26 protein-coding genes and 1 pseudogene are annotated in these 26,230 nt (G+C 66.7%); 9 read left to right on the forward strand and 18 right to left on the reverse strand.

Annotated features, from left to right (window positions below; all coding sequences use genetic code 11):
• Position 1: 1 nt before the first annotated feature.
• The 10 genes from ACFQPB_RS01680 to ACFQPB_RS01725 all read right to left on the reverse strand — a co-directional run bounded on the left by ACFQPB_RS01680 (position 2) and on the right by ACFQPB_RS01725 (position 9,420).
• Positions 2-760 carry a maleate cis-trans isomerase family protein gene (locus tag ACFQPB_RS01680; RefSeq protein ID WP_382219261.1) on the reverse strand — a complete coding sequence of 253 codons (759 nt, stop codon included), beginning with the start codon at positions 758-760 and terminating at the stop codon, positions 2-4.
• On the reverse strand, positions 757-1,767 hold the full coding sequence (locus ACFQPB_RS01685) for a carbon-nitrogen hydrolase family protein (RefSeq protein ID WP_382219263.1): 1,011 nt from the start codon (positions 1,765-1,767) through the stop codon (positions 757-759). The genes ACFQPB_RS01680 and ACFQPB_RS01685 overlap by 4 nt, the downstream gene beginning before the upstream one ends.
• Positions 1,768-1,782: 15 nt before the next feature.
• A complete protein-coding gene (locus tag ACFQPB_RS01690; protein WP_382219265.1) occupies positions 1,783-2,688 on the reverse strand; it encodes an alpha/beta hydrolase in 906 nt (301 codons plus the stop codon).
• Positions 2,689-2,702: 14 nt separating this feature from the next.
• Positions 2,703-3,401, reverse strand: coding sequence for an ABC transporter ATP-binding protein (locus ACFQPB_RS01695; RefSeq protein WP_382219267.1), 699 nt, complete (start codon positions 3,399-3,401; stop codon positions 2,703-2,705).
• Complete coding sequence (locus ACFQPB_RS01700) at positions 3,395-4,177, reverse strand: ABC transporter ATP-binding protein (RefSeq protein WP_382219269.1); 783 nt, start codon at positions 4,175-4,177, stop codon at positions 3,395-3,397. Before ACFQPB_RS01700 ends, ACFQPB_RS01695 begins: the two co-directional genes overlap by 7 nt.
• The gene (locus tag ACFQPB_RS01705) at positions 4,167-5,156 is read right to left on the reverse strand and encodes a branched-chain amino acid ABC transporter permease (protein ID WP_382219271.1); all 990 of its coding nucleotides are present in this window, start codon (positions 5,154-5,156) and stop codon (positions 4,167-4,169) included. Before ACFQPB_RS01705 ends, ACFQPB_RS01700 begins: the two co-directional genes overlap by 11 nt.
• A 6-nt stretch (positions 5,157-5,162) precedes the next feature.
• Entirely contained in the window at positions 5,163-6,077 is a 915-nt protein-coding gene (locus ACFQPB_RS01710) for a branched-chain amino acid ABC transporter permease (protein WP_382219273.1), read from the reverse strand.
• Positions 6,074-7,252 carry an ABC transporter substrate-binding protein gene (locus ACFQPB_RS01715; RefSeq protein ID WP_382219275.1) on the reverse strand — a complete coding sequence of 393 codons (1,179 nt, stop codon included), beginning with the start codon at positions 7,250-7,252 and terminating at the stop codon, positions 6,074-6,076. Before ACFQPB_RS01715 ends, ACFQPB_RS01710 begins: the two co-directional genes overlap by 4 nt.
• 70 nt (positions 7,253-7,322) lie before the next feature.
• Positions 7,323-8,234 carry a fumarylacetoacetate hydrolase family protein gene (locus tag ACFQPB_RS01720; protein WP_382219277.1) on the reverse strand — a complete coding sequence of 304 codons (912 nt, stop codon included), beginning with the start codon at positions 8,232-8,234 and terminating at the stop codon, positions 7,323-7,325.
• Positions 8,235-8,286: 52 nt separating this feature from the next.
• Positions 8,287-9,420, reverse strand: a complete 1,134-nt coding sequence (locus tag ACFQPB_RS01725) for a cupin domain-containing protein (RefSeq protein ID WP_382219279.1) — start codon at positions 9,418-9,420, stop codon at positions 8,287-8,289.
• 231 nt (positions 9,421-9,651) lie between these two features.
• On the opposite strand from ACFQPB_RS01725, the pseudogene ACFQPB_RS01730 reads away from it, so the two are divergent.
• From ACFQPB_RS01730 to ACFQPB_RS01740, 3 genes and pseudogenes are all read left to right on the forward strand, one after another.
• Positions 9,652-10,089: pseudogene (locus tag ACFQPB_RS01730) on the forward strand (redoxin domain-containing protein); the annotation flags it as partial.
• Between the two features lie 31 nt (positions 10,090-10,120).
• Entirely contained in the window at positions 10,121-10,624 is a 504-nt protein-coding gene (locus ACFQPB_RS01735; RefSeq protein WP_382219281.1) for a CoA-binding protein, read from the forward strand.
• A 4-nt stretch (positions 10,625-10,628) separates the two neighbouring features.
• Entirely contained in the window at positions 10,629-11,948 is a 1,320-nt protein-coding gene (locus tag ACFQPB_RS01740; RefSeq protein ID WP_382219283.1) for an O-acetylhomoserine aminocarboxypropyltransferase/cysteine synthase family protein, read from the forward strand.
• A 9-nt stretch (positions 11,949-11,957) separates the two neighbouring features.
• On the opposite strand, the gene pncB is transcribed toward ACFQPB_RS01740, so the two are convergent.
• From pncB to metX, 3 genes are read right to left on the reverse strand one after another with little or no spacing between them, the layout of a single operon-like run.
• Complete coding sequence (gene pncB, locus ACFQPB_RS01745) at positions 11,958-13,154, reverse strand: nicotinate phosphoribosyltransferase (RefSeq protein ID WP_382219285.1); 1,197 nt, start codon at positions 13,152-13,154, stop codon at positions 11,958-11,960.
• Positions 13,155-13,177: 23 nt separating this feature from the next.
• Positions 13,178-13,765 (reverse strand): methionine biosynthesis protein MetW, encoded by a 588-nt coding sequence (gene metW / locus ACFQPB_RS01750; RefSeq protein ID WP_382219287.1) that lies wholly within the window; start codon positions 13,763-13,765, stop codon positions 13,178-13,180.
• Positions 13,762-15,033, reverse strand: a complete 1,272-nt coding sequence (gene metX / locus ACFQPB_RS01755; protein WP_382219289.1) for a homoserine O-succinyltransferase MetX — start codon at positions 15,031-15,033, stop codon at positions 13,762-13,764. Before metX ends, metW begins: the two co-directional genes overlap by 4 nt.
• Before the next feature lie 168 nt (positions 15,034-15,201).
• Here metX and ACFQPB_RS01760 point away from each other — a divergent pair, with 168 nt between their 5' ends.
• Positions 15,202-16,023 carry a formate/nitrite transporter family protein gene (locus ACFQPB_RS01760; RefSeq protein WP_382219291.1) on the forward strand — a complete coding sequence of 274 codons (822 nt, stop codon included), beginning with the start codon at positions 15,202-15,204 and terminating at the stop codon, positions 16,021-16,023.
• 252 nt (positions 16,024-16,275) lie between these two features.
• Positions 16,276-16,701, forward strand: a complete 426-nt coding sequence (locus ACFQPB_RS01765; RefSeq protein WP_382202164.1) for an RNA recognition motif domain-containing protein — start codon at positions 16,276-16,278, stop codon at positions 16,699-16,701.
• Positions 16,702-16,803: 102 nt separating this feature from the next.
• On the opposite strand, the gene ACFQPB_RS01770 is transcribed toward ACFQPB_RS01765, so the two are convergent.
• From ACFQPB_RS01770 to ACFQPB_RS01785, 4 genes are read right to left on the reverse strand one after another with little or no spacing between them, the layout of a single operon-like run.
• Positions 16,804-17,598, reverse strand: a complete 795-nt coding sequence (locus ACFQPB_RS01770; protein WP_382219293.1) for an SDR family oxidoreductase — start codon at positions 17,596-17,598, stop codon at positions 16,804-16,806.
• The gene (lptC, locus tag ACFQPB_RS01775) at positions 17,595-18,218 is read right to left on the reverse strand and encodes an LPS export ABC transporter periplasmic protein LptC (RefSeq protein WP_382219295.1); all 624 of its coding nucleotides are present in this window, start codon (positions 18,216-18,218) and stop codon (positions 17,595-17,597) included. The genes ACFQPB_RS01770 and lptC overlap by 4 nt, the downstream gene beginning before the upstream one ends.
• Complete coding sequence (locus tag ACFQPB_RS01780) at positions 18,215-18,760, reverse strand: KdsC family phosphatase (protein ID WP_382219297.1); 546 nt, start codon at positions 18,758-18,760, stop codon at positions 18,215-18,217. Before ACFQPB_RS01780 ends, lptC begins: the two co-directional genes overlap by 4 nt.
• The gene (locus ACFQPB_RS01785) at positions 18,760-19,752 is read right to left on the reverse strand and encodes a KpsF/GutQ family sugar-phosphate isomerase (RefSeq protein WP_382219298.1); all 993 of its coding nucleotides are present in this window, start codon (positions 19,750-19,752) and stop codon (positions 18,760-18,762) included. The genes ACFQPB_RS01780 and ACFQPB_RS01785 overlap by 1 nt, the downstream gene beginning before the upstream one ends.
• A 61-nt stretch (positions 19,753-19,813) precedes the next feature.
• On the opposite strand from ACFQPB_RS01785, the gene ACFQPB_RS01790 reads away from it, so the two are divergent.
• From ACFQPB_RS01790 to ACFQPB_RS01800, 3 genes are all read left to right on the forward strand, one after another.
• Positions 19,814-21,799: a monovalent cation:proton antiporter family protein gene (locus ACFQPB_RS01790; protein ID WP_382219300.1), complete on the forward strand. Its 1,986-nt coding sequence runs from the start codon at positions 19,814-19,816 to the stop codon at positions 21,797-21,799.
• 124 nt (positions 21,800-21,923) lie between these two features.
• Complete coding sequence (locus ACFQPB_RS01795; RefSeq protein ID WP_382219302.1) at positions 21,924-22,883, forward strand: MBL fold metallo-hydrolase; 960 nt, start codon at positions 21,924-21,926, stop codon at positions 22,881-22,883.
• An 89-nt stretch (positions 22,884-22,972) separates the two neighbouring features.
• Complete coding sequence (locus tag ACFQPB_RS01800) at positions 22,973-23,518, forward strand: adenine phosphoribosyltransferase (protein ID WP_382219304.1); 546 nt, start codon at positions 22,973-22,975, stop codon at positions 23,516-23,518.
• A gap of 17 nt (positions 23,519-23,535) precedes the next feature.
• On the opposite strand, the gene ACFQPB_RS01805 is transcribed toward ACFQPB_RS01800, so the two are convergent.
• A complete protein-coding gene (locus ACFQPB_RS01805; RefSeq protein ID WP_382219306.1) occupies positions 23,536-24,255 on the reverse strand; it encodes a hypothetical protein in 720 nt (239 codons plus the stop codon).
• A 100-nt stretch (positions 24,256-24,355) separates the two neighbouring features.
• Here ACFQPB_RS01805 and ACFQPB_RS01810 point away from each other — a divergent pair, with 100 nt between their 5' ends.
• Positions 24,356-26,170, forward strand: coding sequence for a SulP family inorganic anion transporter (locus ACFQPB_RS01810; protein ID WP_382219308.1), 1,815 nt, complete (start codon positions 24,356-24,358; stop codon positions 26,168-26,170).
• Positions 26,171-26,230 lie beyond the last annotated feature (60 nt).

The following is a 26,230-nucleotide window of genomic DNA, read 5'->3' on the forward strand; positions in this document are numbered from 1 at the left end:
ATCAGTGCTTACCGCTGAGCAACGCGCCGAAGCCTGGCACGGTGGTGTCCAGACCCAGGCGCTTGAGCATGAGGTAGGTGGTGGCGACCGAGGAGGAGACGACGGGTAGGCCGGTGCGGTCCTCGATAGCCTGGATCGAGGGCAGCGAGGGCATCTGCACGCAGGCCGAGGCGACGATGGCGTCCACGCCGGCGGTCTTGAGTTTCTTGGTGATTTCGATGGGCGCGCGCGGGTCTTGGCGGCCGACCTCCAGGTTGTCAGGGATTTCCAGCGACAGGCTGTCCACCACCTCGATGCCTTCGTGCTCGATGTAGTCGATCACCAGGCGGGTCAGCGGCTTCATGTAGGGCGCGAGGAGGGAGACTTTCTTGGCGCCGATGGCGTGCAGCCCGTCCACCAGCGCGCCGGCGCTGGTGACCACGGGTGCGGGGCCGCCGTTGTCCACGGTGCGCTGGTGCAGGCGCTGTTCGGAGATGCGGTGGTAGCCCAGGCCCATGCTCATGATGGCCACCAGGCAGGCGTAGCCCAGGACGTCCACGCGGGCGTCGGAGAGTTCGAGCGCGCAGCGGTCGCTGTCGGCGTCCATGGCCGACAGTTCCTCCTTGGTCACCTTCTTCATGCGCATGCGGCTGGAGTGAAAGGTGAAGCGCTCGGGCGCGGTCAATTCGCGCGCGTGCAGGATGGCCGGAATTTCGGTTTCCATCGTGGTGTTGGAGGACGGCACGATCTGGCCGATGCGGCAGTGGCGCGGGGTGCTCATGCTTGGGGTTCCTGTGTGGGCTCGGGGGCGGCGTCGGTGTCGGGCAGGTCGTCGAAGCGCGCCGCTTGCAGCGGGCGTCGGTTGACGCGCAGATCGAACACGTCGAAGCGGTTGTAGTGGCCGGTGATGTCGTGCATCTGGCGCGGCTGTATGCAGCGCGAGAGGTCGATGTCGGCGTAGACGATGCCTTCCTCGTCGATCAGCGGCTGGCCGATCACGCGGCCGTCGGGGCCGAGGGCGCCGGAGAAGGCGCTGTTGCGCCGAGTGAGCAGCTCGCGCGCCCGGGGAAAGTCGGCCTCCAGCGCCTGGATGATCTCCTCGGACACGGTGGAGCACGAGACCAGGGTGAACAACTTGCCCTCGAAGCTGTGCGCGGCGGCGCGCACCTTGATGGCCTCGGCCATGTCGTAGTCGGGTGGCGCCACAGGCAGCGAGATGTAGCTCGCCACGTGGACCAGCTCGCCCTGGGCAAGCAGGGCGAAGCGTGCCAGGGTGTTGGTGTTCTCGCCGCAGGCCAGCGCGCCCAACGGGCCGATGGAGGTTTCGTGCACGCGCAGTGCCGAGGCGTCGCCCGGCGCCCAGGTCAGTTTCTCGGCCCAGGTGGGCACGAGCTTGCGGTGGCGACCCAGGATGCGACCGTCGTCGCCGATGGTGACCACGGTGTTGTAGACCGTGCCGATGCCGTGGCGGCTGCGCTCGTTGACGCCGACGACCACGTTGACGCGGTGGCGGGCGGCAGCAGCGGCGATCTTGCCGATCTCGGGGCCGGGCAGCTCGATCGCCGAGCGCACCAGTTTCTCGAACCAGGGGCTGCCTTCGATGGGGTTGCCTATCCAGCTCCAGTAGGGGTAGCCGGCCACGAACACCTCGGGGAAGGCGACCAGGCGCGCGCCGTTGCCGGCGGCCTCGCCGATCAGGCGCACCACCTTGTCCACGGTGGCATCGGTGTCGAGGAACACGGGGGCCGTCTGCACGGCCGCCGCCTTGAAGCGGGGAAGGTTTAGCATGCGATGGGTTCCTTTCTATGTATGTCTTGTCTCGACAGGTGCCGTGGCGGCGATGGCCTGCAGCACCGCCTCCACCAGCGCGCCTTGCGGCTGTGACAGGCTGCGGGCTATGTCGAAGTGGTTGTAGTCCGGCATGTGGACGGTCTGCAGGGCGTGGCCCGCGCGCTGCCAGCGCTGCGCGTAGTCGGCCGTCTGGCGTTGGAATTCCTCGGTCTCCAGCCCGCCGACCGAGGCGATCAGCCGCGTGTCGCTGCGGGTTGGGATCAGGCGCTCGGGCGAGTTCTCGGCGATCTCTTGCGGCGTGAAGCGCATCCACCCATTGATGTGGGTGTGCTGCAGAGGCTCTAGGTCGTACAGACCGCTGAGCGCCAGCGCGGCGCCGACCGGGTTGCCGGCCAGCCCCGCCGCCTGCGGCCAGCCCTCGGCCAGCAGCATGCCCACCAGGTGGCCACCGGCCGAGGAGCCGCCGACGTGGATGCGCTCGGCGCGCAGTCCGCGCGTGGCGCCGTGGCGAACCAGCCAGGCGGTGGCGGAGCGCACCTGGCGCACGATCTCACCGATCGCCACCTGAGGCGCCAGCGTGTAGTCCATCACGGCCACGGCGACGCCGCGCGCCACCAGGCCGCCGGCGGCGAAGGCGTTGTCGTGCCGCGAGCCGCCGCGCCAGTAGCCGCCGTGGACCCACAGGAACACGGGCCGGCCGGGGGCAGCGCCATAGAGGTCGAGCCGTTCGCCGCTGGGTTCGTCGTAGACCACGGTCTCGGGCGCGTGCAGCGCGCGCTGCACGCGCTCGCTCTCCTGCACGCTGGCCTGGTACTCGGCCTCGAAGGAGGGCACGCTGGCGCGGGCGTTGTACTGCCGGTCCAGCGTGGCTGGGTCCATGCCGCGGTAGCGCGGCGTTGATGGGGTGGTGGTGTCCATGGGGTTCGGGGTGGTCAGATGCCCAGGTAGCGGTGGGCGAGGTCCGACCGCGCGCGCAGTTCATCGGGCGTACCGGACCACACTACCCGACCCTTTTCGACGATGTGATGGCGGTCGAGCAGCGAGGCCATCTCGGTGAGGTTCTTGTCGATCACGATGATGGTCAGACCCTCTTGTTTGAGGCTGCGCAGGCAGTCCCAGATTTCGTGGCGTATCAGCGGCGCCAGCCCCTCGGTGGCCTCGTCGAGCACCAGCAGCAAAGGGTTGGTCATGAGCGCCCGCCCGATGGCCAGCATCTGCTGCTCGCCGCCCGAGAGCGTGCGCGCCGACTGCCGGCGGCGCTCACGCAGGCGCGGAAACAGCGTCAGCACGCGATCGAACGTCCAGCCCTTGGCGCTGCTGGGCCTGCGCGCCGTGGCCAGCAGGTTTTCCTCTACCGACAGCGAGCCGAACACGCGCCGGCCCTCGGGCACCAGGCCCACGCCCAGGCGTGCCACCGCGTGCGGCGCCAGCGTGGTCAGCAGGGTTCCTTGCAGCACGATGCGCCCGCCACGCGCCGGCAGCATGCCCATCAGCGTGCGTACCGTGGTGGTCTTGCCCATGCCATTGCGCCCGATCAGGGACACAGCCTGCCCTGCGCCGGCCTCGAAGTCCATGCCGAACAGCACCTGGCTGCCGCCATAGCCACCGGTGAGTGCTTCCACGGTCAGCATGCTTCTTCTCCCAGGTAGGCGGCACGCACCTCAGGGTGGCTGCGCACCTCGTCCGGTGTGCCGGTGAATATGGTCTTGCCGTAGACCAGCACCGTGATGCGATCGGCCAGCGCGAACACCGCGTCCATGTCGTGCTCCACCAGCAAGATGGTGTAGCGGCGCTTGAGGCCGTTGAGTAGCGCAGTCATGCGCGCCGACTCCTCGGCGCCCATGCCGGCCATGGGCTCGTCCAGCAGAAGCAGCCGGGGCGAGCGCGCCAGGGCGACGGCCAGCTCCAGTTGCCGCTTCTCGCCGTGGGCCAGATCACGCACGTGGATGCCGGCGCGATCGTCCAGGCCGACCTCACCGAGCCAGCGCGCGGCCGATGCCGTCAGGGTGGGGTCGTGGCGCGGGTTGGACCAGGCCTGGAAGGCGCGGCCGGTTGTCAGCAGCAGCGACAGGACCACGTTCTCCAGCACGGTGTAGTCGGGGCACAGCTCGGTGATCTGGAAAGAACGCGAGAGGCCCTTGCGTGCTCGCGCGAAGGCCGCCAGCGCTGTCACGTCTTCGCCGCCCAGGACGATGCTGCCGGCGTCGGGCTGCAGCTCGCCGCACAGTTGCGCGATCAACGTCGATTTGCCGGCACCGTTCGGGCCGATCAGGGCGTGAATCTCGCCTTTCTGTAGCGCCAGATCAACGCCATCGGTGGCCCGCACCGCGCCGAACGCCTTGCGCAGGCCGCGCACCTGCAGCAGGGGGGCTGCCGTGCTGCTCGCACTGTTCGTCTCATTGGCCATGTGAGCCTCCCAGCCAGTGGCCGAACAGGCCGTTGCGCCCGGCCAGTACCACCAGAACCAGTACCGGTCCCATCACCAGCATCCAGTGCTCGGTCCAGGCGGTGAGCGCCTGCTCCAGCCCCAGGAACACGGCGGCGCCGGCGATGGGGCCCAGCAAGGTGCCCGCGCCGCCGAGGATGACCATGGCCATCATCTCGCCGGACTTCGTCCAGGCAGCCATGTCGGGCGTGACCAGGCCCGCGTAGTTGGCCCACAGCACGCCGGCCAGTCCGGTACCCATGGCCGACAGCACGAAGGCCGACAGCCGGTAGGGCGTGGGAGCGGCGCCCAAGTTGATGGCGCGCCGCTCGCTTTGCCGCAGCGCTTGCAGCACCATGCCGAAGCGTGAGGCAACGATGCGCGAGCACAGCAGCGTCCAGATCGCCAGCAGCGCCAGGCAGACGTAGTAGAAGGTGATCGGCTGGTCCAGGTCGAGGCCGGGCAGCGCGTTGCGCTGGGACATCAGCAAGCCGTCGTCGCCGCCGTAGACCTGCAGCGACATCAACACGAAATACACCAGTTGGGCAAAGGCCAGCGTGATCATGATGAACTGCACACCACGCGTGCGCAGCGCCAGGTAGCCGACGGCGGCGCCGAGCATGCCGCAGCATGCCAGCGCTATGGGCCATACCACCAGCCCCTGCATGGAGCCGCCCCAGCCCAGCAGCGGCCCGGCTTCGAGCGCGTGGTGCGCGACGATGGCCACCACGTAGCCGCCGAGGCCGAAGAACATGGCGTGGCCGAAACTGACCATGGCGCCGTAGCCAAGGATCAGGTCCAGCGAAACGGCGGCTATGCCGTAAATCAGAAAGCGCGTGGCTAGGTTGACCGCGTAGGGCGTGTCCGCCAGGCCGGCGCCCAGGGGCAGCAGCGCCAGCAGGAGCAGGCCGCCCAGGCCGACCCAGGTGCGAAAGGATGTGTTGCGGGGCATGGGAAGCATGGGGGTTCAGGGTCGAGCTGGGAAAAGCCCTTGCGGCCGGACGATCAGGATCACCGCCATGAGCGCGTAGATGGAGGCCGAGGCCAGGCCGGCGGCCAGGGGCGTGGCGATCTGAGGGGCCAACATCCGGTCCAGCAGCGAGGGCAGGAAGGCCCGCCCCAGGCTGTCCACCATGCCCACCAGCAGCGCGCCGGCCATGGCGCCGCGCACCGAGCCGACGCCGCCGATGACGATCACCACGAAGGTGGTGATGAGCACGCGCTCGCCCATGCCGATTTCCACCGCCAGCAGCGGCGCGGCCATCACGCCGGCCAGGCCGCACAGCAGCGCGCCCAGGCCGAACACCAGCGTGTACAGCCGCCGGATGTCCACACCCAGGGCATCGACCATTTCGCGGTCGTCAGCGCCGGCGCGCACCAGCATGCCCACGCGCGTTCGGTTGACCAGGAACCACAGCCCCAGTGCGACCAGCGCGCCGATGCCGATGAAGGCCAGTCGCATCACCGGGTATTGCAGGCCCGGCGCCAGCGTCACCGCGCCCGACAGGATAGCCGGCGTGTCCACCAGCGGCGGGCGGCGGCCGAACAGCAGGCTGACGGCCTCGTTGGTGAACAGGATCAGGCCGAAGGTGGCCAGCACCTGGTAGAGGTGGTCGCGCTGGTACAGGTGCCGGATCACGGTGAACTCCACCAGCAGGCCGTAGCCGCCGGCACCCAGCAGTGCGGCCACGGTGGCGGCGGCAAAGGAGTTGGTTTTGCCCAGCGCGAAGGCCGCGCAGTAGGCGCCGACCATGTAGAACGAGCCGTGGGTCAGGTTGACGACGCCCATGATGCCGAAGATGAGCGTGAGGCCTGAGGCCAGCATAAACAGCATGGCCCCGAACTGCAGCCCGTTCAGGACCTGTTCGAGCAGCAGTGTCATGATGGCATCTTGCAGGCTTCGGCGTAGCTGTCGCGGTCGTCGCTGACGATCTTGCGCACGACCTTGGGCGCGAGTTCACCGCCAGCGGCCTTCTCGATACGCATCAGGTACAGGTCCTGGATCGGGTGCTGGTTGGTGTTGAGTGCGAACTTGCCGCGCAGCGAGCTGAAGTCGGCCTTGCGCAAAGCGGCGCGGAAGGCGGCGTTCTTGGTCAGGTCGCCATCGACGGCCTTGAGCCCCGAGGCGATCCACTGCGCGGTGTCGTAAGCCTGCATCGCGTAGTCGGTCGGGATGCGGTTGTAGGTGGTCTTGAAGTCCTGCACGAACTTCCTGGTGCCCGGGTTGTCCATGGCCACCGACCAGATGCCGGTGGTGTAGAAGCCCTCAGACGCTGTGCCGGTGGCGGTCAGCATGCGCGCGTCCATCGAGAAGCCCGGCATCAGCATGGGGATGGTCTTGCCCAGGCCGGCGTTGCCGTACTGCTTGGCGAAGTTGATGCCGGCGCCGCCGGGGTGGAATTGGTAGATCGCGTCCGGCGCAAGCGAGCGGATGCGCGCGATCTCGACCGAAAAGTCGGACTGATCGAGCTTGGTGTAGACCTCGGCCAGCACCTCACCCTTGAAGGTGCGCTTGAAGCCGGCCAGCGCATCGCGCCCTGCCTGGTAGTTAGGCGCCAGGATGGCCACGCGTTTGAAGCCCAGTTCGTTGGCTGCGATACCGCCGGCGGTGTGGTAGGCATCGTTCTGGTAGGAGGCGACGAAGTAGTTGGGGTCGCACTTCTCCCCGGCGAACACCGAGGGGCCGGGGTTGGTGCTGATGTAGGTGTAGCCCGCCTTGGTCACGCCGGGCACCACGGCGGCCAGTACGTTGGAGAAGTTCACGCCGGTGTACAGCCGTATGCCCGACTGCACCATGCGGTCGGCCGCCTGCTTGGCGCTGGCGGGCTTGAGGCCGTCGTCTTCGACCACGAGCTCGACCGGCACGCCGCCGAGCTTTCCACCGCCTTGCTTGACCGCCAGGTTGAAGCCGTCACGCAGGTCCTCGCCGATGTAGCCGGCGGGGGTGGACAGGGTGGTGATAAAACCGATCTTGACGGGGTCGGCGGCTGCGGCTGCGGCTGCGGCTGCGGCTGCCAGGGATGCCGTCGATGCGGCGACGCACAGTTTCCTGAACATGAAGTCTCCTCTTTGGTGAAATGGGGTGGGGAAGCGGCATGTCGCGCGGCCATGCCGGGGGAGGGCGCCGTCAGACGGCGACGACGGGATTGCGCAGCGTGCCGATGTGCTCGACCCAGGCCTCGACGACGTCGCCGGGCCATAGCCATTCCTGCGGCGTGCGGCCGGCGCCCACGCCCGATGGCGTGCCGGTGGCAATGACGTCGCCCGGCTCCAGCGTGATGCCGGCGCTGATGTCGGCGATCAGCGCCGGGATCTTGAACAGCAGGTGGCGGGTGTTGGAGTTCTGCTTCTCGACGCCATTGACTTTCAGGCCCAGGTTCAAGTCGTGCGGGTCGGCGATTTCGTCGGCGGTGACGATGACCGGGCCCATGGGTGCGTAGGTGTCCTGCCCCTTGGAGTAGATCCACTGGCCGGCGCGGCGGTTATCGCGCGCGCTGATGTCGTTGACCACGGTGTAGCCGAACACGTGCTCCATGGCCTGGGCCTCGCCCACGCGCCTGGCGCGCCGGCCCATGACCACCGCCAGCTCCACCTCCCAGTCCAGTTGCTGGGTGATGGCGCCGTTGTGCTCGATCGCGTCGCCGGGGCCGATCACCGTGGTCGGCGGCTTGGAGAAGATCACGGGCTGCTTGGGCAGGTCGCTGGAGGTGTCCAGCGTGCGGCTGGATTCCGCGACGTGCTCGACGTAGTTCAGGCCGATGCCGAAGAGGTTCTTGCGCGGGCGCGGGATGGGCGCGAGCAGCCTGACGTTGGCCAGCGGCAGACTGGTGTCCAGCGGCCAGCCGCCCTTGTGCTTGGCCAGTAGCGCGGTGGTGGTGGCCACCGCGTGTGGGCCCAGGTCGATGAAGGCCAGGATGTCGTCGGGAATCGCCTGGCCGGCGTGTGCGCCCAGGCGCTGCAGGTCGACCACGAGGTCGTCCACGATGGCGCCCAGACGGGCGGCGGTGCTCACGTTGGCGCGGTAGGTGACGAGGCGCATATCTGGTGGGTCTCCGGAAAAGGTGGATGAGTGGGGAAGGGGATTGGGGGGCTCAGGCCGGCGGCAGCACCGGCTGGTGCCCGCCGTTGTCGATCAGTGCCTCCTCGCGGTACAGGCCCAGTTTTTCCATCACCGGCAGGTCGTTGAAGCAGAACAGGCAGGCGTCCTCGGTCTGGGAAGCGTTGGCGTGCTCGTGCCAGGCCCAGGAGGGCACGCAGAAGATGTCGCGCTCCTGCCAGTCAAAGCGCAGGCCGTTGATGACAGAGTGGCCGCTGCCCTTGGCGACTTGGTAGAGGAAGCTGCCGGTGTGGCGGTGAGCCTTGCCGGCGAAGCCCGGGCGCAGCAGTTGCATGCTGGCGCCCGTGGTGGCCATGACGTGGCCGCCGCTGGCCGGGTTGGTGTAGTGCATCAGCGCGCCGTCGAAGGGGTTGTCCTCCCGCGCCTTGGACAGGCGCAGCAGGGCCTCGTAGGTCGGCGCCCACTGGTACTTGAACAGCGGCGAATAGGGCTTGTTCCAGTTCACGTTCTGCGGCCGCAAGCCGGCCGCGCCCCAGATGTCGGCGGCGTCATCGACAGGGTAGCCCACGGCCTGCTGCAGGTCCGGGTGTACGGCGTAGAAGCCCGCCTCCAGCGCGTTTACCAGCGGGATGTCCAGGCCGTCCTGCCAGATGCAGGGCAGGCCGTCGGCCTCCACGCCGTGTTCGTGCCAGGTGCCGTTGGGCGTGAGCACGAAGTCGTTGGTGCCCAGCGTCATCTTGTGGCCGTCCACGATGGTGTAGGCGCCGCGACCCTCCATGATGAAGCGCAGCGCCGAGGACGAGTGTGCGTGCGCCGAGGCCCGCTCGCCTGGGTGCATGACCTGCAGGCCCGAATACAGCCAGCCCACAGCCGCCGCCATCTCGCGCCGCCCGGGGTTGTCCAGGTAGATCACGCGCCGCCCGGCCTTCTCCGGAGTGACGAGCGCCACCGAGCGCAGCACATGCTCGCGCAGTTCGCGGTAGCGCCACAGCACGGGCACCGAGTCGGAGCGCGGCTGCCATGGTTCGATCTTGTTGGCCACGGTCCACAGCGCCCCGGTCTGCAGCCGTTCCAGCGCCTGGTAGTAGGCCACCAGCTCGGGGGTGTCCGCCACGTCGGCGCGGCCCGCCACGTGTTCCCGGTGGGTGTCGTAGGTTTTCTGTGTCATGGACAGTCCGGAGGTTGATGAATCGATTTTATTTTATAAAAGATTGAAATCGGGAATATAGGGAAAACTCTTATAAATCAGAGAAAAAATCAGAAATCGTCGGGTTTCGTTGTTGAGCATTTTATAAAATATAGCTTAATGCAGCACCAAAATGGACTTAGAAATGGGGCGCCCGCAGGTGCGGGACATATCCACCACCCATGAACGCGCCCTCCAAACCCCGCTTTCACCGGCTGCCCTTTTGTGCGCAAACACTACCAGGGCAACCTGCAGGCGCTGCAAAAAGAGTTCACCGCCAAGGGCGTGGTGTGGCTGGCCATCAACTCCACCGAAGACGCCAGCGCCGATTACAAAACCCCGCCCCAACTGGCGCGCTGGATGGCCGAGCAGAAGGCCGCACCCACCGCCGTGCTCATGGACGAAGAAGGCACCGTGGGCAAGGCCTACAACGCCCGCGTCACGCCGCACATGTACATCGTCAACGCGCAAGGCCGACTGGCCTATGCGGGCGCCATCGACAGCATCTCCTCGGCCCGCGTGAGCGACATCGACAAGGCCACCAACTTCGTGCGCCAGGGCTTGAACGAATTGTTGGCGGGCAAGCCCATCAGCGTGGCACAAAACCAGGCCTACGGCTGCAGCATCAAGTACAAGTCGGCAGTGGGTTGAGGGGGCTGTGGTGGCTGCGTACACTGCAGCCATGAGCGACATCCAGACCCTTCGCACCGTGCTGGCCGAGTGCCCCACCATCGCCGTGGTGGGGCTGTCACCGCAGTGGCACCGGCCCAGTTTCTTTGCGGCCAAGTACATGCAAAGCCACGGCTATCACATCGTGCCGGTCAACCCCGTGGTGGCGCGTGAGACCGGCGAGATTTTGGGTGAGCGCTGTTTTGCGAGTGTCACGGAAGCCGCTGCCGCGTTGGCCGCACAAGGCCGAAAAATCGACATGGTGGACTGCTTCCGCAAAAGCGAGGACATCCCACCCCTTGCCGACGAGGCCATCGCCATCGGCACCAAGTGCCTTTGGTTGCAGCTCGGCATCTTCAACGAAACGGCGGCGCAAAAGGCGCGCCACGCCGGCCTCACCGTCATCGAAGACCGCTGCGTCAAGATCGAACACGCCCGCCTGTTCGGCGGCCTGAATTGGGCCGGCGTCAACACCCGCGTCATCTCGGCCAAACGGCCCCACGTCCTTCCTTACTGACCCCATGGCCCAAGATCACAACCGCGACCGTGATTACGGTTTTGGCACCCGTGCCATCCACGCCGGTGCCATCCCCGACCCCGTCACCGGCGCGCGCGCCACACCCATCCACCAGACCACCAGCTTCGTGTTCGACAACGCCGAACACGCGTCCAGCCTGTTCAACCTGCAGACCTTTGGCAACGTCTACAGTCGCATCAGCAACCCCACGGTGGCGGTGCTGGAAGAGCGCGTGGCCAGCCTAGAAGGTGGGCGCGCCGCCCTGGCCTGCGCCAGCGGCATGGCCGCGCAAATGACGGCGCTGTTGGCCATCCTCAAGGCGGGCGACCACATCGTGGCCGCGTCCACCCTGTACGGCGGCAGCGTGGGTCAGCTGGGCCTGGGCTTTGAGCGGCTGGGCATACACACCACCTTTGTGGACCCGGCCGACCCCGACAACTTCCGCCGCGCCATGCGGCCCAATACCCGTGCGGTGTATGGCGAAACGCTGGGCAACCCGCTGGTCAACGTGTTCGACATCGAGGCCGTGGCCGCGGTGGCGCACGAACACGGCGTGCCGCTGGTGATCGACAACACCGTGGCCTCGCCCTACCTGTGCAACCCCTTTGCCTTCGGCGCCGACATCGTGGTCCACAGCGCCACCAAATACCTGGGCGGCCACGGCACCACCATGGCCGGTGTGGTGGTGGAGTCGGGCAAGTTCAACTGGGCCAACGGCAACTTTCCCGACCTGATCGAGCCCAGCCGCGCCTACCACGGCGTCAAGTTCTACGAGACCTTTGGCGACTTCGGCTACACCATGAAGGCGCGGCTGGAGGTCAACCGCACCTTCGGCGCCGTGCTCTCGCCGCTCAATGCTTGGCTCATCCTGCAAGGCATCGAGACGCTGCACCTGCGCATGTTGGCGCATTGCCGCAACGCGGTGCGCGTGGCCGAGTTCCTGCGCGAGCACCCGCTGGTGGCCTGGGTCAACTACCCCGGCCTGAGCGATTCACCGCACCACGCGCTGGCGAAAAAACAGTTCCGCGCCATCGACGGGGCGCCCGGCTGCTCGGGCATCCTCACCTTCGGCATCAAGGCCGACGACCCGGCCCGCGCGGGCGAACGTTTCATCGACGCCTGCGAGTTTCTGAGCCACCTGGCCAACATCGGCGACGCCAAAACCCTGGTCATACACCCCGCCTCCACCACCCACCGGCAGTTGAGCGAAGAGGAGTTGAAGAAGGCCGGCGTCGGGCCCGACATGGTGCGCCTGAGCGTGGGCATCGAGGACGTGGAGGACATCCTCTGGGACATCGATCAGGCACTGCGCAAAGCGGTGTGAGAGACCTGCTCAGTCGTGTTTGTCGAACACCTGGCGCAGGTAGGCCAGAAAGGTGTCGTCTTCGCAGAGGGTTTTGCCGGGGCTGTCGGCCAGTTTGGCCACGGGCTGGTCGTTGCAGCGCACCAGTTTCATGACGATGTGCAGCGGCTCGGGTCCCACGTCGTTGGTGAGGTTGGTGCCAATGCCAAAGCCGGTCTGCACGCGGTCGCCGAAGTGCTGGTACAGCGCAATGGCCTTGGGCATGTCCAGGCTGTCGGAGAAGGTCAGGCGTTTGCTGTGGGCGTCGATGCGCAGCTTGGCGTAGTGCGCCAACGCCTTTTCGCCCCAGACGAAGGGGTCGCCCGAATCGTGGCGCAGGCCGTCGAACAGCTTGGCGAAGTAGAGGTCGAAGTCGGCCAGGAAAGCGTCCATGCCCACCACATCGGTGAGGGCAATGCCGAGGTCGCCCCGGTACTCCTGCACCCAGGCCTCGAACGCGGCCTTCTGGAATTGCTTGAGCTGCACACCCACCGATTGGAAGGTTTGCAGGTACTCGTGCGCCATGGTGCCGATGGGCGCGAGGCCATGCTTTTGGGCCAGGTGCACGTTGGAGGTGCCACCGAAGTGTTCGGGCAGTTCGGCTTTGAGCGTGGCCACCACCTCGTCGTGCCACTCGCCACTGAAGCGCCGACGCAGGCCGAAGTCCGCCAGTGAGAAAGCGTGCCGTCGGGGGCTCTGTGCCAGCGCGTCGCGCAACAGCTGGATTTTGTCCTTCAGGCGCTGGCGGCCCACGCCCATGTCGGGCACCGCCATGCGGCGGAAGTACAGCTCGTTGACGATGGCCAGCACATAAATTTCAAACGGCAGCACATGGACCTGCGGGCCCTTGGCGGTGATGACCAGGTGTTCGCCTTCGGCACACGCCTCGATGAAGGGTCGGTGCAGCTGGAAGATGCGCAGAAACTGGACAAAGTCGGGTTTGATGTAGCGCAGCTGCGCCAGGTAGCTCAGCTCATCCGGGGCAAATCGCAGGCTGCACAACCAGTCCAACTGCTGGTTGACCTCGTCGGCCAGGGTGGCCAGCGCAAAGGTCGGCGGGTTGCGGCAGACAAAGCGGTACTCGGACTGGTTGGTGGGGAAACGGTGCAGCAGCGCCTGCCACATCGTGAACTTGTAGAGGTCGGTCTCCAGCAGGCTGTGGATGACGGGCTGGAAGGACGTGCTCATGGGTGTGCCCAAAAGAAAATGTGTCAACGCCCGTTGGACAACCTGAACACGGCCGTGCTGGCCCGCAAATTGGGCAGGACGCGCACCTCCTGCCCTTCGTGCAGGCCGAAGCTGTCTTCGATCTGCAGGCCGTTGCGCCGGGCCAGGACTTCAAAGTCGGCGTGCGTGCCGACGCGGATGTTGGGCGTGTCGTACCACTGGTAGGGCAGGCGCTTGGTCACGGGCATGCGGCCGCTGAGCACGCTCAGCCGGTTGGGCCAGTGGGCGAAGTTGGGGAAGGCGACGATGCCAATGCGGCCCACGCGCGCGGTTTCGCGCAGCATCACTTCGGCGTTGCGCAGGTGCTGCAGGGTGTCGATCTGCAGCACCACGTCGAAGCTGTTGTCGCCAAACATGGCCAGGCCTTCGTCGAGGTTGAACTGCAGCACGTTCACGCCGCGCTGCACACAGGCCAGCAGTTTGGTGTCGTCGATCTCTACACCGTAGCCGGTGCAGCCGCGTGTGGCCTGTAGGTGGGCCAGCAGGGCGCCGTCGCCACAGCCGAGGTCGAGCACACGCGAGCCGGGGGGCACCAGGCGGGCGATGGATGTCATGACGTTTTTGTCGCTCATAGGGCTGCCTCCCCCCACGCTCCGCCGCTTTGCGGGTCGCTGCCCCCCAAGGGGGCTGCCCCGCCTTGGGGCGGCCCGGCGGCGGGGCTCACCTCCGCGCCAATGCGGTCAAAGTAGGCCCGCACGGTGTTCAGGTAGCGCGGGTCGTCGAGCAAGAAGGCGTCGTGGCCGTGGGGCGCGTCGATTTCGGCGTAGCTCACGTCGCGCCGGTTGTCGAGCAAGGCTTTCACGATCTCGCGGCTGCGTGCGGGTGAAAAGCGCCAGTCGGTGGTGAAGCTCACCAGCAGGAAGCTGGCCGTGGCGCGTGCCAGCGCGGCGCTGAGCTGGCCGCCGTGCTCGCGCGCCGGATCGAAGTAGTCGAGCGCGCGGGTGATGAGCAAGTAGGTGTTGGCGTCGAAGTAGGTGCTGAACTTGTCGCCCTGGTGGCGCAGGTAACTTTCGATCTGGAACTCGATGTCTTGTGTGGTGTAGCGGTAGGCGGTGCGCTCTTCGGCGTCGGTGTCGTCATTGCCAGCAGCGTCCACGAGCGAACGCAATTTCCTCCCGAACTTCTCGTTCATCACGTCATCGCTGAGGTAGGTGATGTGCCCGATCATGCGAGCGATGCGCAGGCCACGCCGGGGCAGGGTGCCCTCGCGCAGGTAGTGGCCGCCGTGGAAGTCGGGGTCGGTCACGATGGCGCGGCGCGCCACTTCGTTGAAGGCGATGTTCTCGGCCGTGAGGTTGGGCGCGCTGGCCACCACCACCGCATGGCGCACGCGCTCGGGGTACTGCAGCGTCCAGCTCAAGGTTTGCATGCCGCCCAGGCTGCCCCCCATCACGGCGGCCAGTTGTTGGATGCCCAGTGCATCCAGCAAGCGGGCCTGGGCGTTGACCCAGTCTTCCACCGTGACGACCGGAAAATCTGCGCCCCAGGCCTGGCCGGTGGCAGGGTTGATGTGGGTGGGGCCGGTGCTGCCAAAACACGATCCCAGGTTGTTCACGCCGATGACGAAGAAGCGGTGGGTGTCCACCGGTTTGCCGGGGCCAATCATGTTGTCCCACCAGCCTTCGCTGCGCGCTTGGGGCTGGCCGTGTTCGTCCAGGTACACACCGGCCACGTGGTGGCTGGCGTTGAGCGCGTGGCAGATGAGGACGGCATTGGATTTGTCGGCATTCAGCGTGCCGTAGGTCTCGAACATCAGTTCGTAGGCCGGCAGCACCGCGCCGCTGCGCAGCGGCAGTGGCTGCTCAAAGCGCAGCGTCTGGGGCGTGGCAATCAGGCTCAAGCTCAATTCACCTTCGGGCGCAGGGCCCAAAACAAAAAACCCGGTGCCGCAAAGTGCGAGACCGGGGTCCCCTCTTTAGCGGCATTTTTAACGCGCCCGCAATTTGGAAGAAATCGGCGCAAGGCGGCTAGTATAAAAGAAGCACACACATTCAGGAGCATGTGGCCCATGGCTGAAATTTACGGTTTGGACGCTTACGCCCCGGCCGAGGTGGCGCGCCGGGTGCAGAGTGTGGGCGTCACCAAGGCCCGCCTGCCGGTGCACCAGACGCTGATGTTGGGCGTGCTGGCGGGCGCCTTCATTGGTCTGGGGTCGGTGTTTTTCACCCTGGTCAAGTCCGACGCCACGCTGGGTTTTGCCACTGCCCAGGTGCTGGGCGGTGTGGTGTTTGCGTTGGGCCTGCTGCTGGTGGTGGTGGCCGGGGCCGAGCTGTTCACCGGCAACAACCTGCTGGCCATGGCCTGGGCGGCGGGGCAGATCAGCACCCGCGAGGTGCTTCGCAACTGGGTGCTGGTGTGTCTGGCCAACTTCGTGGGGGCCGCCGGGCTGGCGGTGCTTGTCTACCTCAGTGGCCATTGGCAGATGAACGGGGGTGCCATTGGGCGCCAGGTGGTGGCCATCGCCCTGGCCAAGCAGGACTTGTCGCCCTGGACGGCGTTTTTCAGGGGCGTCTTGTGCAACGTGCTGGTGTGCCTGGCCGTGTGGATGGCCATGGCCGGGCGCAGCGTGGTGGACAAGGCGGTGGCCATCGTGCCGCCGGTGGCCGCGTTTGTGGCCGCTGGTTTCGAGCACAGCATCGCCAACATGTACTGGTTTCCGCTGGCCATGTTGTTGCAGGCAAGCGCCGATCCGGCGCCTGGTCAGGCTGCGGTCACGGTGTGGGGCATGTTGGCCAATTTGGGCCCCGTGATCGCGGGCAACCTCATGGGCGGCAGCGTGTTGGTGGCCCTGACCTACCAGGTGGTGTACCGCCGCACGTCGGCTGGCTGACGGCCCGTCGTTGCGGTTTCACAACGCAAAAAACCGGGTCTTCCCGGGGCAAACCCGAGTCGCAGCGACCCTCTGGGGCCGATCGTCTAAAAAAAAGGCCCAATTTCCTGGGCAACGCGCATAATTGTTAAGCACAGGTTTACCTGTGTGATCAGTGATCGGACAGTTTCGCGTGCTACAGCGTTTTATCGTGGGTGTGCTTTCGGGACTCCATCGCTTTTTTTCTCTTTGTGTTTCTTGAGGAGTCCCTTGATGGGCAACAAACTGTACGTTGGCAACCTGCCATACACCGTGCGCGACGAAGACCTGCAACAGGCATTCGGCGCTTTTGGCAATGTCAACAGCGCCAAGGTCATGATGGAGCGCGACACCGGCCGTTCCAAAGGCTTTGGTTTCGTGGAAATGGGCTCTGACGCTGAAGCGCAAAGCGCCATCAGCGGCATGAACGGCCAATCGCTGGGCGGTCGCAGCCTGGTGGTGAACGAAGCCCGTCCCATGGAAGCCCGTCCTCCCCGCACTGGCGGCGGCGGCTTCGGCGGCGGTCGCCGTGAAGGCGGTGGCGGCGGCTACGGTGGTGGTGGTGGCGGCGAAGGCGGCTTCCGCAGCCCCTACGGCGGCGGTGGCCGTCGTGAAGGTGGTGGCGGTGGTGGCTACGGCGGCGGCCGCGGCGGCTACTGAGCCCTCTGAACGGTGAAGCGCATACCGCTTCACCCACAAAAAACCCCGAAACCTGTTTGAGGTTGTCGGGGTTTTTTGTTGCCCGCTCGCTGCGGACGCCCGTCAACCGGGCGGCAATTCGCTGCGCCGCTTTTTTCGCCCGCGCCCGCTGAGCAAGCGGTCAAACAGCGGGTTCGGCAAAACCCGCAGCAGCTTGGCGGCCACCCCCATTTGCCACGGAATGACGCGGTAGCTCGTCTGCGCGGCGATGGCGGCAAAGGCGCGCTCGGCAAAGGCCTCGGGCGTCATCAGGAAGGGCATGGTGTAGGTGTTGTGTGCGGTCAAAGGTGTGGCCACGTAGCCCGGCACGATGGTGACCACCGCGACGCCGCTGCCGCGCAGCTCGCCGCGCAGACTTTCGCAATACGCCACCACCCCGGCTTTGCTGGCGCAGTAGGCGCCGTGGCCCGGCAGGCCTCGAATGGCCGCCACACTGGCCACGCCCACCAGGGTGCCACTGCCGCGTTGTTTCATGCCCGCCAAAAACGGGTGGAACGCGGCGGCCGTGCCCACGTTGTTGAGCGCCAGGGTGTGGGCCATCACGTCGAGGTCTTCGCGTTCGGTGGTGTCCATGCCAATGCTCTGGCCGGCGCTGGCCACCACCACGTCGGGCACGCCCATGTCGTTCAGGCAACGCCGGCCTGCGGCCACAGCGCTGTCGATGTTCGCCATGTCGGCCTCAAAGACGCGGCAGCGGTCGGGGCCCAGCCCTTGCGCGTTGGCCCAGTCCTGCATGGCATCAACCCGCCGTGCCACCAGGGCCAGGCGGTAGCCGGCCTGGGCGTAGCGCGCGGCCAGGGCCTGGCCGATGCCGCTGGAGGCGCCGGTGATGTAGAGCAGTGGGGCTGCCGCGTTCATGGCCGGGCCTGCAGTGTGGCCTGCACCCGGCCCTGCAACAACGCCACGCCGGTGGCCTCGCGGAAATCGAGTGTGTTGGCCCGGATCTGATCGCGGCCGCGCAACAGCACCACCGGTTGCTCGGACGTCACACGGCGCTCGCCGGTCAGCACCCGCAGATGCTCGCCGTTGAATTCCAGCCGCGGGCGGTTGGCGCCAGCAGCTTCACGCACCACCACGGCGTTGCCGCGCAGCACGTACTCGGTTTGGTCGGCGTTGCTGGTCACGCGGTCGGCGCGTGCGGTGGTCAGCGTGCTGCCGGGCGGCTGGGTGCGTATGCGGGCCTGGTCGATTTCGGTGCTGTCGGTGTCGGGGTAGTGGCGCGCCTCCGTACCCTTCACCTCCGACCGCAAACCGCCGTCGGGCGCGAAGCTGCGCACGGCAAAGCCGCGCATGAAGTAGTCGGGCTCGTGTTGGGGGGGCCGTTCGATGCTGGTCAACTCGGGTTCGGGTGTGGCGCGCAGCAGCCAGTACGAGCCCAGGGCCAGCAGGCCCATGAGCACCACCGGCAGATAGATGCTCAGGCGGTCCCAGCCACGGCGCAACTGGCGGCCCCAGGGCGCAGCGGCAACCGTGTTCATTGGGCCGCCTCGCCCAGCAGGCGGGCGTATTGGCCGCTGGCCACCAGCAGCAGGTCGCAGCACTCGCGCACCGCGCCTTGGCCGCCCGCAGCGCGGGTGATGTGGTGGGCCACGGCCAGCACTTCGGCCTGGGCGCCAGGGGGCACACAGGCCAAGGCACAGCGGCGCAGCATGGGCAGATCGGGCCAGTCGTCGCCCATGGCGGCCGCCTGGGTCCAGTCCAGTCCCAGTTCGGCCAGCAGGGCTTCGGCGGCGGGACGTTTGTCCTCCGTGCCAAAGCGCGCGTGCGTCACGCCCAGGGCTTTGAGGCGCAGGCGCAGGGCGGGCGAGTCGCGTCCGGTGATGACGGCCGGTGTGATGCCGACGCGTTGCAGCAGCTTGATGCCGTGGCCATCCAGCGTGTGGAAGCGCTTCATGGTTTCACCGTGTTCGGTGAAATACAGGCCACCATCGGTGAGCACGCCATCGACATCGAAAAACACCACTTTGACCGGCTGGGCGCGCAGCAGCAGTTCGGGCGGGAAGGTCAGATTGGGGGGCATCAGATCACCTTGGCGCGCATCAGGTCGTGGCTGTTGAGTGCGCCGCACAGTTTGCCGGCGGCATCCACCACCAGCACGCTGTTGATGCGGTGCTGCTCCATCAACTCGGCGGCGCTGGCGGCCAGGGCCTCGTCGCGCACGGTGCGCGGGTTCGCGTGCATCACCTCACGTGCCATGGCGCTGCGCAGGTCCACACCTTTTTCAATCAGACGGCGCAGGTCGCCGTCGGTAAAGATGCCCACGGGCACACCCGCTTCGTCCACCACGGCACCAGCGCCCAGGCCCTTGGCGCTGATTTCACGCATCAGGTCCATCAGGGTGGCGCTCAGGGGCACGCGCGGCACGGCGTCGCCGCTGCGCATCACGTCGCGCACGTGGGTCAGGAGTTTGCGCCCCAGCGCCCCGCCGGGGTGGGAGCGCGCAAAGTCGTTGGGGCGAAAACCCCGTGCGTCCAACAACGCCATGGCCAGTGCATCGCCCAGGGCCAGTTGGGCGGTGGTGCTGGCGGTGGGGGCCAGGTTGTGGGGGCAGGCTTCGCGGTCCACGCCGCTGTCGAGCACCACGTCGGCGTGGCGGCCCAGGCTGGAGCCGGGTTTACCCGTCATGGCCAGCAGCGGCACACCCATGCGTTTGATCAGGGGCAGCAGCACGGTGAGTTCTTCGCTTTCGCCACTGTTGCTGATGGCCAGCACCACGTCGCCGGGGGTCACCATGCCCAGGTCGCCGTGGCTGGCTTCGGCTGGGTGCACAAACATGGCGGGGGTGCCGGTGGAGGCCAGGGTGGCCGCGATCTTGCGGCCCACGTGGCCACTTTTGCCCATGCCCATCACCACCACCCGGCCCTGGCTGCCCAGCACCGTGGTGACCGCCAGCACAAAACCGTCGCCCAGGCGCTGACCCAGGGCCTGCACCGCCTGTGCCTCGATGTCCAATGCCTCGCGGGCCATGCTCAGCGCACGTTCAGGGTTGAAGCTTGAAGTGGGGCTTGTCATGGCGCCGATTATCGGCCAAGGGTCTCCGGGGCGGGGTGCGCCAGCCGTTACCATTCTTGCCATGACTGCCCTGGACCTGACGCTGCTGTACCTGCTTGCCGCTGTGGTGGGGGTGGTGCTGTGTCGTCAGCTCAAGTTGCCGCCTATCCTGGGTTACCTCGTGGTGGGGGTGGTCATCGGCCCCAATGCGCTCGCGCTGGCGCAGAACTCCAGCGGCATCCGCTACCTGGCCGAGTTCGGGGTGGTGTTCCTGATGTTCGTCATCGGCCTGGAGTTCAGCCTGCCCAAGTTGCGGGCCATGAAGCGGCATGTGTTTGGCCTGGGCTTGTCGCAGGTGGCGTTGACCTTGCTGCTGACCTCGGCGGGTTCGCTGGCCCTGGCCTGGCTGTTGCCACAGTGGTGGCAGATGGAGTGGCGCACCGCGTTGGCCCTGGGTGGTGTGATGGCCATGAGCAGCACCGCCATCGTCATCAAGCTGGTGGCCGAACGGCTGGAGCTCGAAAGCGAGCATGGCAAGCGGGTGGTGGGCATTCTGCTGTTCCAGGATCTGGCCGTGGTGCCCTTGCTGGTGCTCATTCCGGCGCTGGGTGCCGAACCCGAGCAGCTGTTTGCCTCGCTGGGGTGGGCCGTGCTCAAGGCGACCGCGTTGCTGGGGCTGTTGCTCACCGGCGGGCAAAAAATCATGCGCTGGTGGCTCACCTTGGTGGCGCGGCGCAAGAGCGAAGAGCTGTTCATGCTCAACCTCTTGCTCATCACCCTGGGGCTGGCCTGGCTGACGGAACACGCAGGCCTGTCGCTGGCGCTGGGCGCCTTCGTCGCGGGCATGCTCATCTCGGAAACCGAATACAAGCACCAGGTGGAGACCGACATCCGGCCATTTCACGATGTGCTGCTGGGCCTGTTTTTCATCACCATCGGCATGATGCTGGACTGGCGCATTCTGGTCGAGCGCTGGCCACTGGTGCTGCTCCTGCTGTCCTTGTCCATCGGCTTCAAGCTGGTGATGATCACCGGACTGGCGCGGCTGTTCGGCGCCTCGAACGGGGTGGCCTTGCGGGTCGGCCTGTACCTGGCGCAGGCGGGCGAGTTCGGGCTGGTGCTGCTGGCGCTGGCGGGCCAGCACAACCTGGTGCCGCCCGAGCTGTTCAACCCCATCCTGGCGTCCATGGTCTTGTCCATGTTGTTCACGCCTTTTGTCATCATGTACGCCAATCCCATCGTTACCCGGCTGGTGGGCAGCGACTGGCTGATGCAGTCGGTGCAGATGACCAGCATCGCGCGCAAGTCCATCAGCGCCGACAAACACGTCATCATCTGCGGCTATGGCCGTTGCGGGCAGAACCTGGCGCGTTTGCTGGAAGGCGAAGGCATTCCCTACATGGCGCTGGACCTCGACCCCGACCGCGTGCGCCAGGCCGCCGCTGCCGGCCAGAGTGTGGTGTTTGGTGACGCCTCCCGCCTGCAGGCCCTGATGGCTGCCGGCCTGCACCGCGCCAGCGCGGTGGTGGTGACCTACCTGGACACCCCCAGCGCCGTCAAAGTGTTGGCAAGTGCCCGAGAGCATGCGCCGCAGGTGCCGGTGGTGGTGCGCACGGTCGATGACCGCGATCTGGCCAAGCTGCAACAAGCCGGTGCCACCGAGGTGGTGCCCGAGGCCATCGAGGCCAGCCTGATGCTGGCCAGCCACGCCCTCGCCCTGGTGGGCGTGCCCATGCGGCGGGTGATCCGGGTGGTGCAGGAACAGCGCGACGCCCGTTATGGCCTGCTGCGTGGCTACTTTCACGGCGCCGACGACAGCGACAGCGACGATGTGGATCAGGAGCGCCTGACCACCGTGGCCTTGCCCCTGGCGGGCCGGATGCACGGCAAGTTGCTCAGTGCGCTGGCGCTGCACGCCACGGGCGTTCAGGTCATCAGCGTGCGACGCGCCAATGGCAAGCCGGCGGCTGTTGACGACACGCTGTTGCTGCAGGGCGGCGACACCCTGGTGCTGTCGGGCAAACCCACGGCGCTGGCGCTGGCCGAGTCGCAGTTGCTGGCCGGCTGACGGACGGATGCAAAAACCTGACCCACGGGTCAACTATTGAACTGGTTCGTTCAGTTCAGGGGCTGGGGCCGTTAATCTTCAAGCCGTTCGCCCCCCAACCCTTTGCTTCTGGAGACTTTCGACCATGGACAGACGACATTTTCTGGGCGCCGGCATCGCCGGTGCGACCGGGCTGACTTTCTCCTCCGTTTGGTCGCAGGCTGCGCCCAATTTTGGGGCGCCTACGCTGCCTGCCACTGGCTACAAGCGTTTGAAGGTGGGGGCCATGGAAGTCATCGCCCTCAACGACGGTGCCTTGCGCCGGCCGCTGGGCGAAGAGTTTGTGCGCAACGCGCCACTGGAACAGGTCAAGGCCATGCTGGCCTCGCAAAACCTGCCCACCGACTACGTGGACATTCCCTTCACGCCCTACCTCATCGTCAGCGGCAACACCAAGTTCCTCATCGACACGGGTTTCGCCGACAACGGCCCGCCCACCACCGGCCGCTTGACCGTCAACCTGGCGGCGGCCGGCTACAAACCCGAGGACATCGACCACGTCATCATCAGCCACTACCACGGTGATCACATCAACGGCCTGCGCAAGAAGGATGGTTCGGCCATGTTCCCCAAGGCCAAACTGCACGTGCCGGCGCCCGAACACGCTTTCTGGTTCGACGACACCAAGATGAATGCTGCGCCGCCAGCGGCCAAAGGCGCGTTTGAAAACGCTCGCCGGGTGATGGGCAGTTTTGCCGCCGACCAGATCGTGCGCTTCGAGCCTGGCGCCGAGCTGGCCCCCGGCATCCGTGCCGAGGCCGCGTTTGGCCACACGCCGGGCATGTGTGTGTTCCGCGTCAGCTCGCAGGACCAGCATTTTGTGTATGTGGCCGACGTGACCAACATCCCCTCGCTGTTTGCCCGCAGCCCCGACTGGGCCGTCGCCTTCGACATGGACGCCGAGATGGCGCGCCAGACGCGCCGTCGCGTGTTTGACATGTTGGTCAAAGACAAGACCACCATGGGCGGCTTCCACTTCCCCGCGCCCGCCATGGGCACCCTGGAAGCGGCGGGCAGTGGTTACCAATTCAAGCCGCTGGCCTGAAAAAACCCTTGCCTGCTTGAGCCCGGCCCGGTTTTGGTGCCGGGCTTTTTGTTGGCCGTCGGCCGCAGCGCGGCGCCGATAATGCCGCCATGGACACCTCCGCCTACCTCCGCTCCCACATCCGCACCGTGCCCGACTGGCCGGCCCCCGGCGTGCAGTTCCGCGACATCACGCCGCTGCTGCAGGACCCCAAGGTGTTCCGGGTGTTGATCGACACCTTTGTGCACCGCTACATGGATCCGGCCCTGCGCCCCGACGTGGTGGCGGGTCTGGACGCGCGCGGTTTCATCATCGGCTCGGTGCTGGCCTACGAGCTGGGCGTGGGCTTCGTGCCCATCCGAAAGAAAGGCAAGCTGCCGTTCACCACGGTGGAAGAAACCTACGAACTGGAATACGGCAGCGCCACGGTGGAACTGCACACCGACGCGGTAAAAGCCGGCGACCGCGTGTTGCTGATCGATGACCTGATCGCCACCGGTGGCACCATGATGGCGGGGCGCAAGCTGCTTGAAAAGTTGGGCGCCCAGGTCGTTGAGGGGGCTGCCATTGTCGACCTGCCCGAGCTGGGCGGCTCCCAGCGCCTGACGGACAGCGGCCTGTCGCTGTTCACCCTGGTGGACTTCGCCGGCCACTGAGGGCCAGGGCTTGAGCCTCAGTTCAGCTTGCCGTACTGCGTTTCGCTGAGGGCGCCAAACTCGGTCCCGGCGTGCCCCTCGGTGTTGATGGTGGGCTCGAAGTCCGGGGTGTCCGGCAAGGGCGCCAGGGCGGCGGGGCGTGTGGCACGTGAGGGGGGCGTTGGCGGCGTGCTGGCGCCCGCCTGACGCAAAGCGGCCTGCAAGGCCATCAGTTCGTCGTCAGACACCTGCTCCTCGTGGTGTGTCGCCTGGGCGTCCTTTGGTGCGGCGGCTGGGGTGGGCACAGAGGCGGGGTTGGGGCGCGCGGTGCGGGGGGGCGACAGGGCGGCGGCGGTCACGCCCGCCTCAACGTGGCCGCGCCAGTACACCGCCTTCACCTTGAAGCCTTGCTTGCGCTCCGTCAGCAGGAGCTGCAGCCCAGCCTCGAACTGTTTTTCGAACACCGGGTCGGCCCCCAGCGCTCCGGGTTGCCAGTCCACCATGACGATGAACTGCTCGCCCGCTGGGTCCAGCGTCAGCACCTTGAACTTGTAGTGGCTGCTGAGCACCCCCATGCGGATCATGTTCTCGCGCACCAGCGCGAACAGCTGCTCACGCCGGCCCGCCCGTTGCTGGCGCAAGCCACTGGCATGGGGGCCGGCGTTGCCAGTGCCTACCGCTTGGGGGCCGGCCGTGTTGGGCGGGGTACCGCCGGAAATCCAGCGCCGCAGGCGGTCGAGGGCAGAAGGGGATGACATCGGCCAAGTATCACAAAAGGGCAAGCCGGACGCCAGCGCCATTCGCCGGACGTGCTGGGCAGGCGGGGGCGGGCCGTTGCCGATATATGCTCGGGCCAGCATGTTGACCCCAACCTCTCCGCCTGCGACCTGGGCTGCCCGCGTGTTCGGCGCCTGGGTGTTGCAACTCTCCCCCGCCGCCCTGCGCGCCGATGTGCTGGCGGGGCTGCTGGGCACCGTGTTGGCGTTGCCTCAGGGCATTGCCTTTGCGACGCTCGCCGGCCTGCCCATCGAAATGGGCATTTATTCGGCCATCGTGCCCACCATCGTGGCGGCGTTGTTTGGCTCCAGCTGGCATGTGGTGTCTGGGCCCACCAACGCCTTGTCGCTGGCGCTGCTGAGCATGCTGGCGCCCCTGGCCCTGACCGGCAGCGCCGCCTTTGTGCAACTGGCATTGGCCGTGACCCTGCTGGTGGGGCTCATGCAGTGGCTGATCGGCGCGCTGCGCCTGGGTGCGCTGGCCAATTTCATTTCGCCCACGGCCTTGTTTGGCTTCACGGCCGGCGCGGCGCTGTTGATCGCGGTCTACGCGCTGGTCGATGCCCTGGGCCTGGACGCCGCCGGCGTGCGTGGTGCGCCAGCGGTGTTGTCGTTTGTGTTGACGCACCTGGGCGATGTGGGCTGGGCGGCGCCCACCGTGGCGGTGTGCACACTGGCATTGGCCTGGGGCTTGCGGTGGCGCTGGCCTCGTTCGCCCAGCATGTTGCTGGCGCTGGTGGCGGGCACGGTGCTGGCGGTGCTGCTGTCGCAGCAGACCACGCCGGGTGCGGCGGTGCTCAAGCAAGTGGGCGCCATGCCCTCCCCGTGGCCGCAGCCCAGCCTGCCCCAGCTCGACTGGGCGCGCCTGCCTGAACTGCTGAGCCTGGCGCTGGCCATGACCATCGTGGCGCTGGGGCAGACCATCTCCATTGCCAAGGCGGTGGCCGCGCGCAGCGGCCAGCGCATCGACGCCAACCGCGAGTTCATGGGCCAGGGCCTGGCCAACGTGGTGGGTTCGTTCTTCTCTTGTTATGTGTCGTGTGGCTCGCTCAACCGCTCGGTGCCCAACCTGCAGGCCGGCGCCCGCACGCCGCTGGCGGCGGTGTTTGCCGGGGTGTTCATGCTGGTGCTGGTCGGCGCGGTTTCAGGCTGGCTGGCGCGCATCCCCATGGCAGCCATCGCCGCCTTGCTGATGCTGGTGGCCTGGAGCTTGTTCGATGTGGCGCGTTGGCGCGAGTTGTGGCGCGTGAGCCGGCGCGATTTCTGGATTGCCGGCGCCACGCTGGTGGCCACCGTCACGCTGCGGCTGGAAATGGCCATTGTGCTGGGCACGCTGTTGTCGCTGATGGTGTTTTTGTACCGCACCTCCAAGCCGGCCATGCGCAGCATGGGGTTCGACACCTCCCCCGAACTGCCGACCGCGCAGCGGCCGTTTGTGGTGGTGGACAGCACCCCCGGCGCTTTGCCCGAGTGCCCGCAACTCAAGCTGTTGCGCATGGAAGGGGAGGTGTATTTTGGTGCGCTGCAGCACGTGGCCGACACCTTGCACGCGTTGCGGCAAGCCCCGGGCGCACCCCGTCACCTGCTGGTGATGTCCAAAAGCATGAACTTCATCGATCTGGCCGGGGCAGAGCTGTGGGCAGAAGAACTGAAGGCGCGCCGTGCCATGGGCGGTGATGTGTACTTCCACCGGCCACGGCCCGAGGTCATCGCCATCTGGCGGCGCACCGGGTTTGACCAGGCCTTGGGCGCAGACCACCTGTTTCCCGACAAGGGGGCCGCCATCGCGGCCATCGTGCCCCGGTTGGATGGTGATATTTGTGCGAAATGCGGCGCAAGAATTTTCAAAGAATGCAAAAGTCGCCCCAAGCTGGCCCACAATGGTGCCCTGTCTTGACAGAAACAAGGGCTTGCGAGAGGCTCAAGGCCTGAGTTTGGGGTCGAAGACGGTCGACTG

The organism is Hydrogenophaga atypica (genome assembly GCF_042665215.1).
Taxonomy (GTDB): domain Bacteria; phylum Pseudomonadota; class Gammaproteobacteria; order Burkholderiales; family Burkholderiaceae_C; genus Hydrogenophaga; species Hydrogenophaga defluvii_A.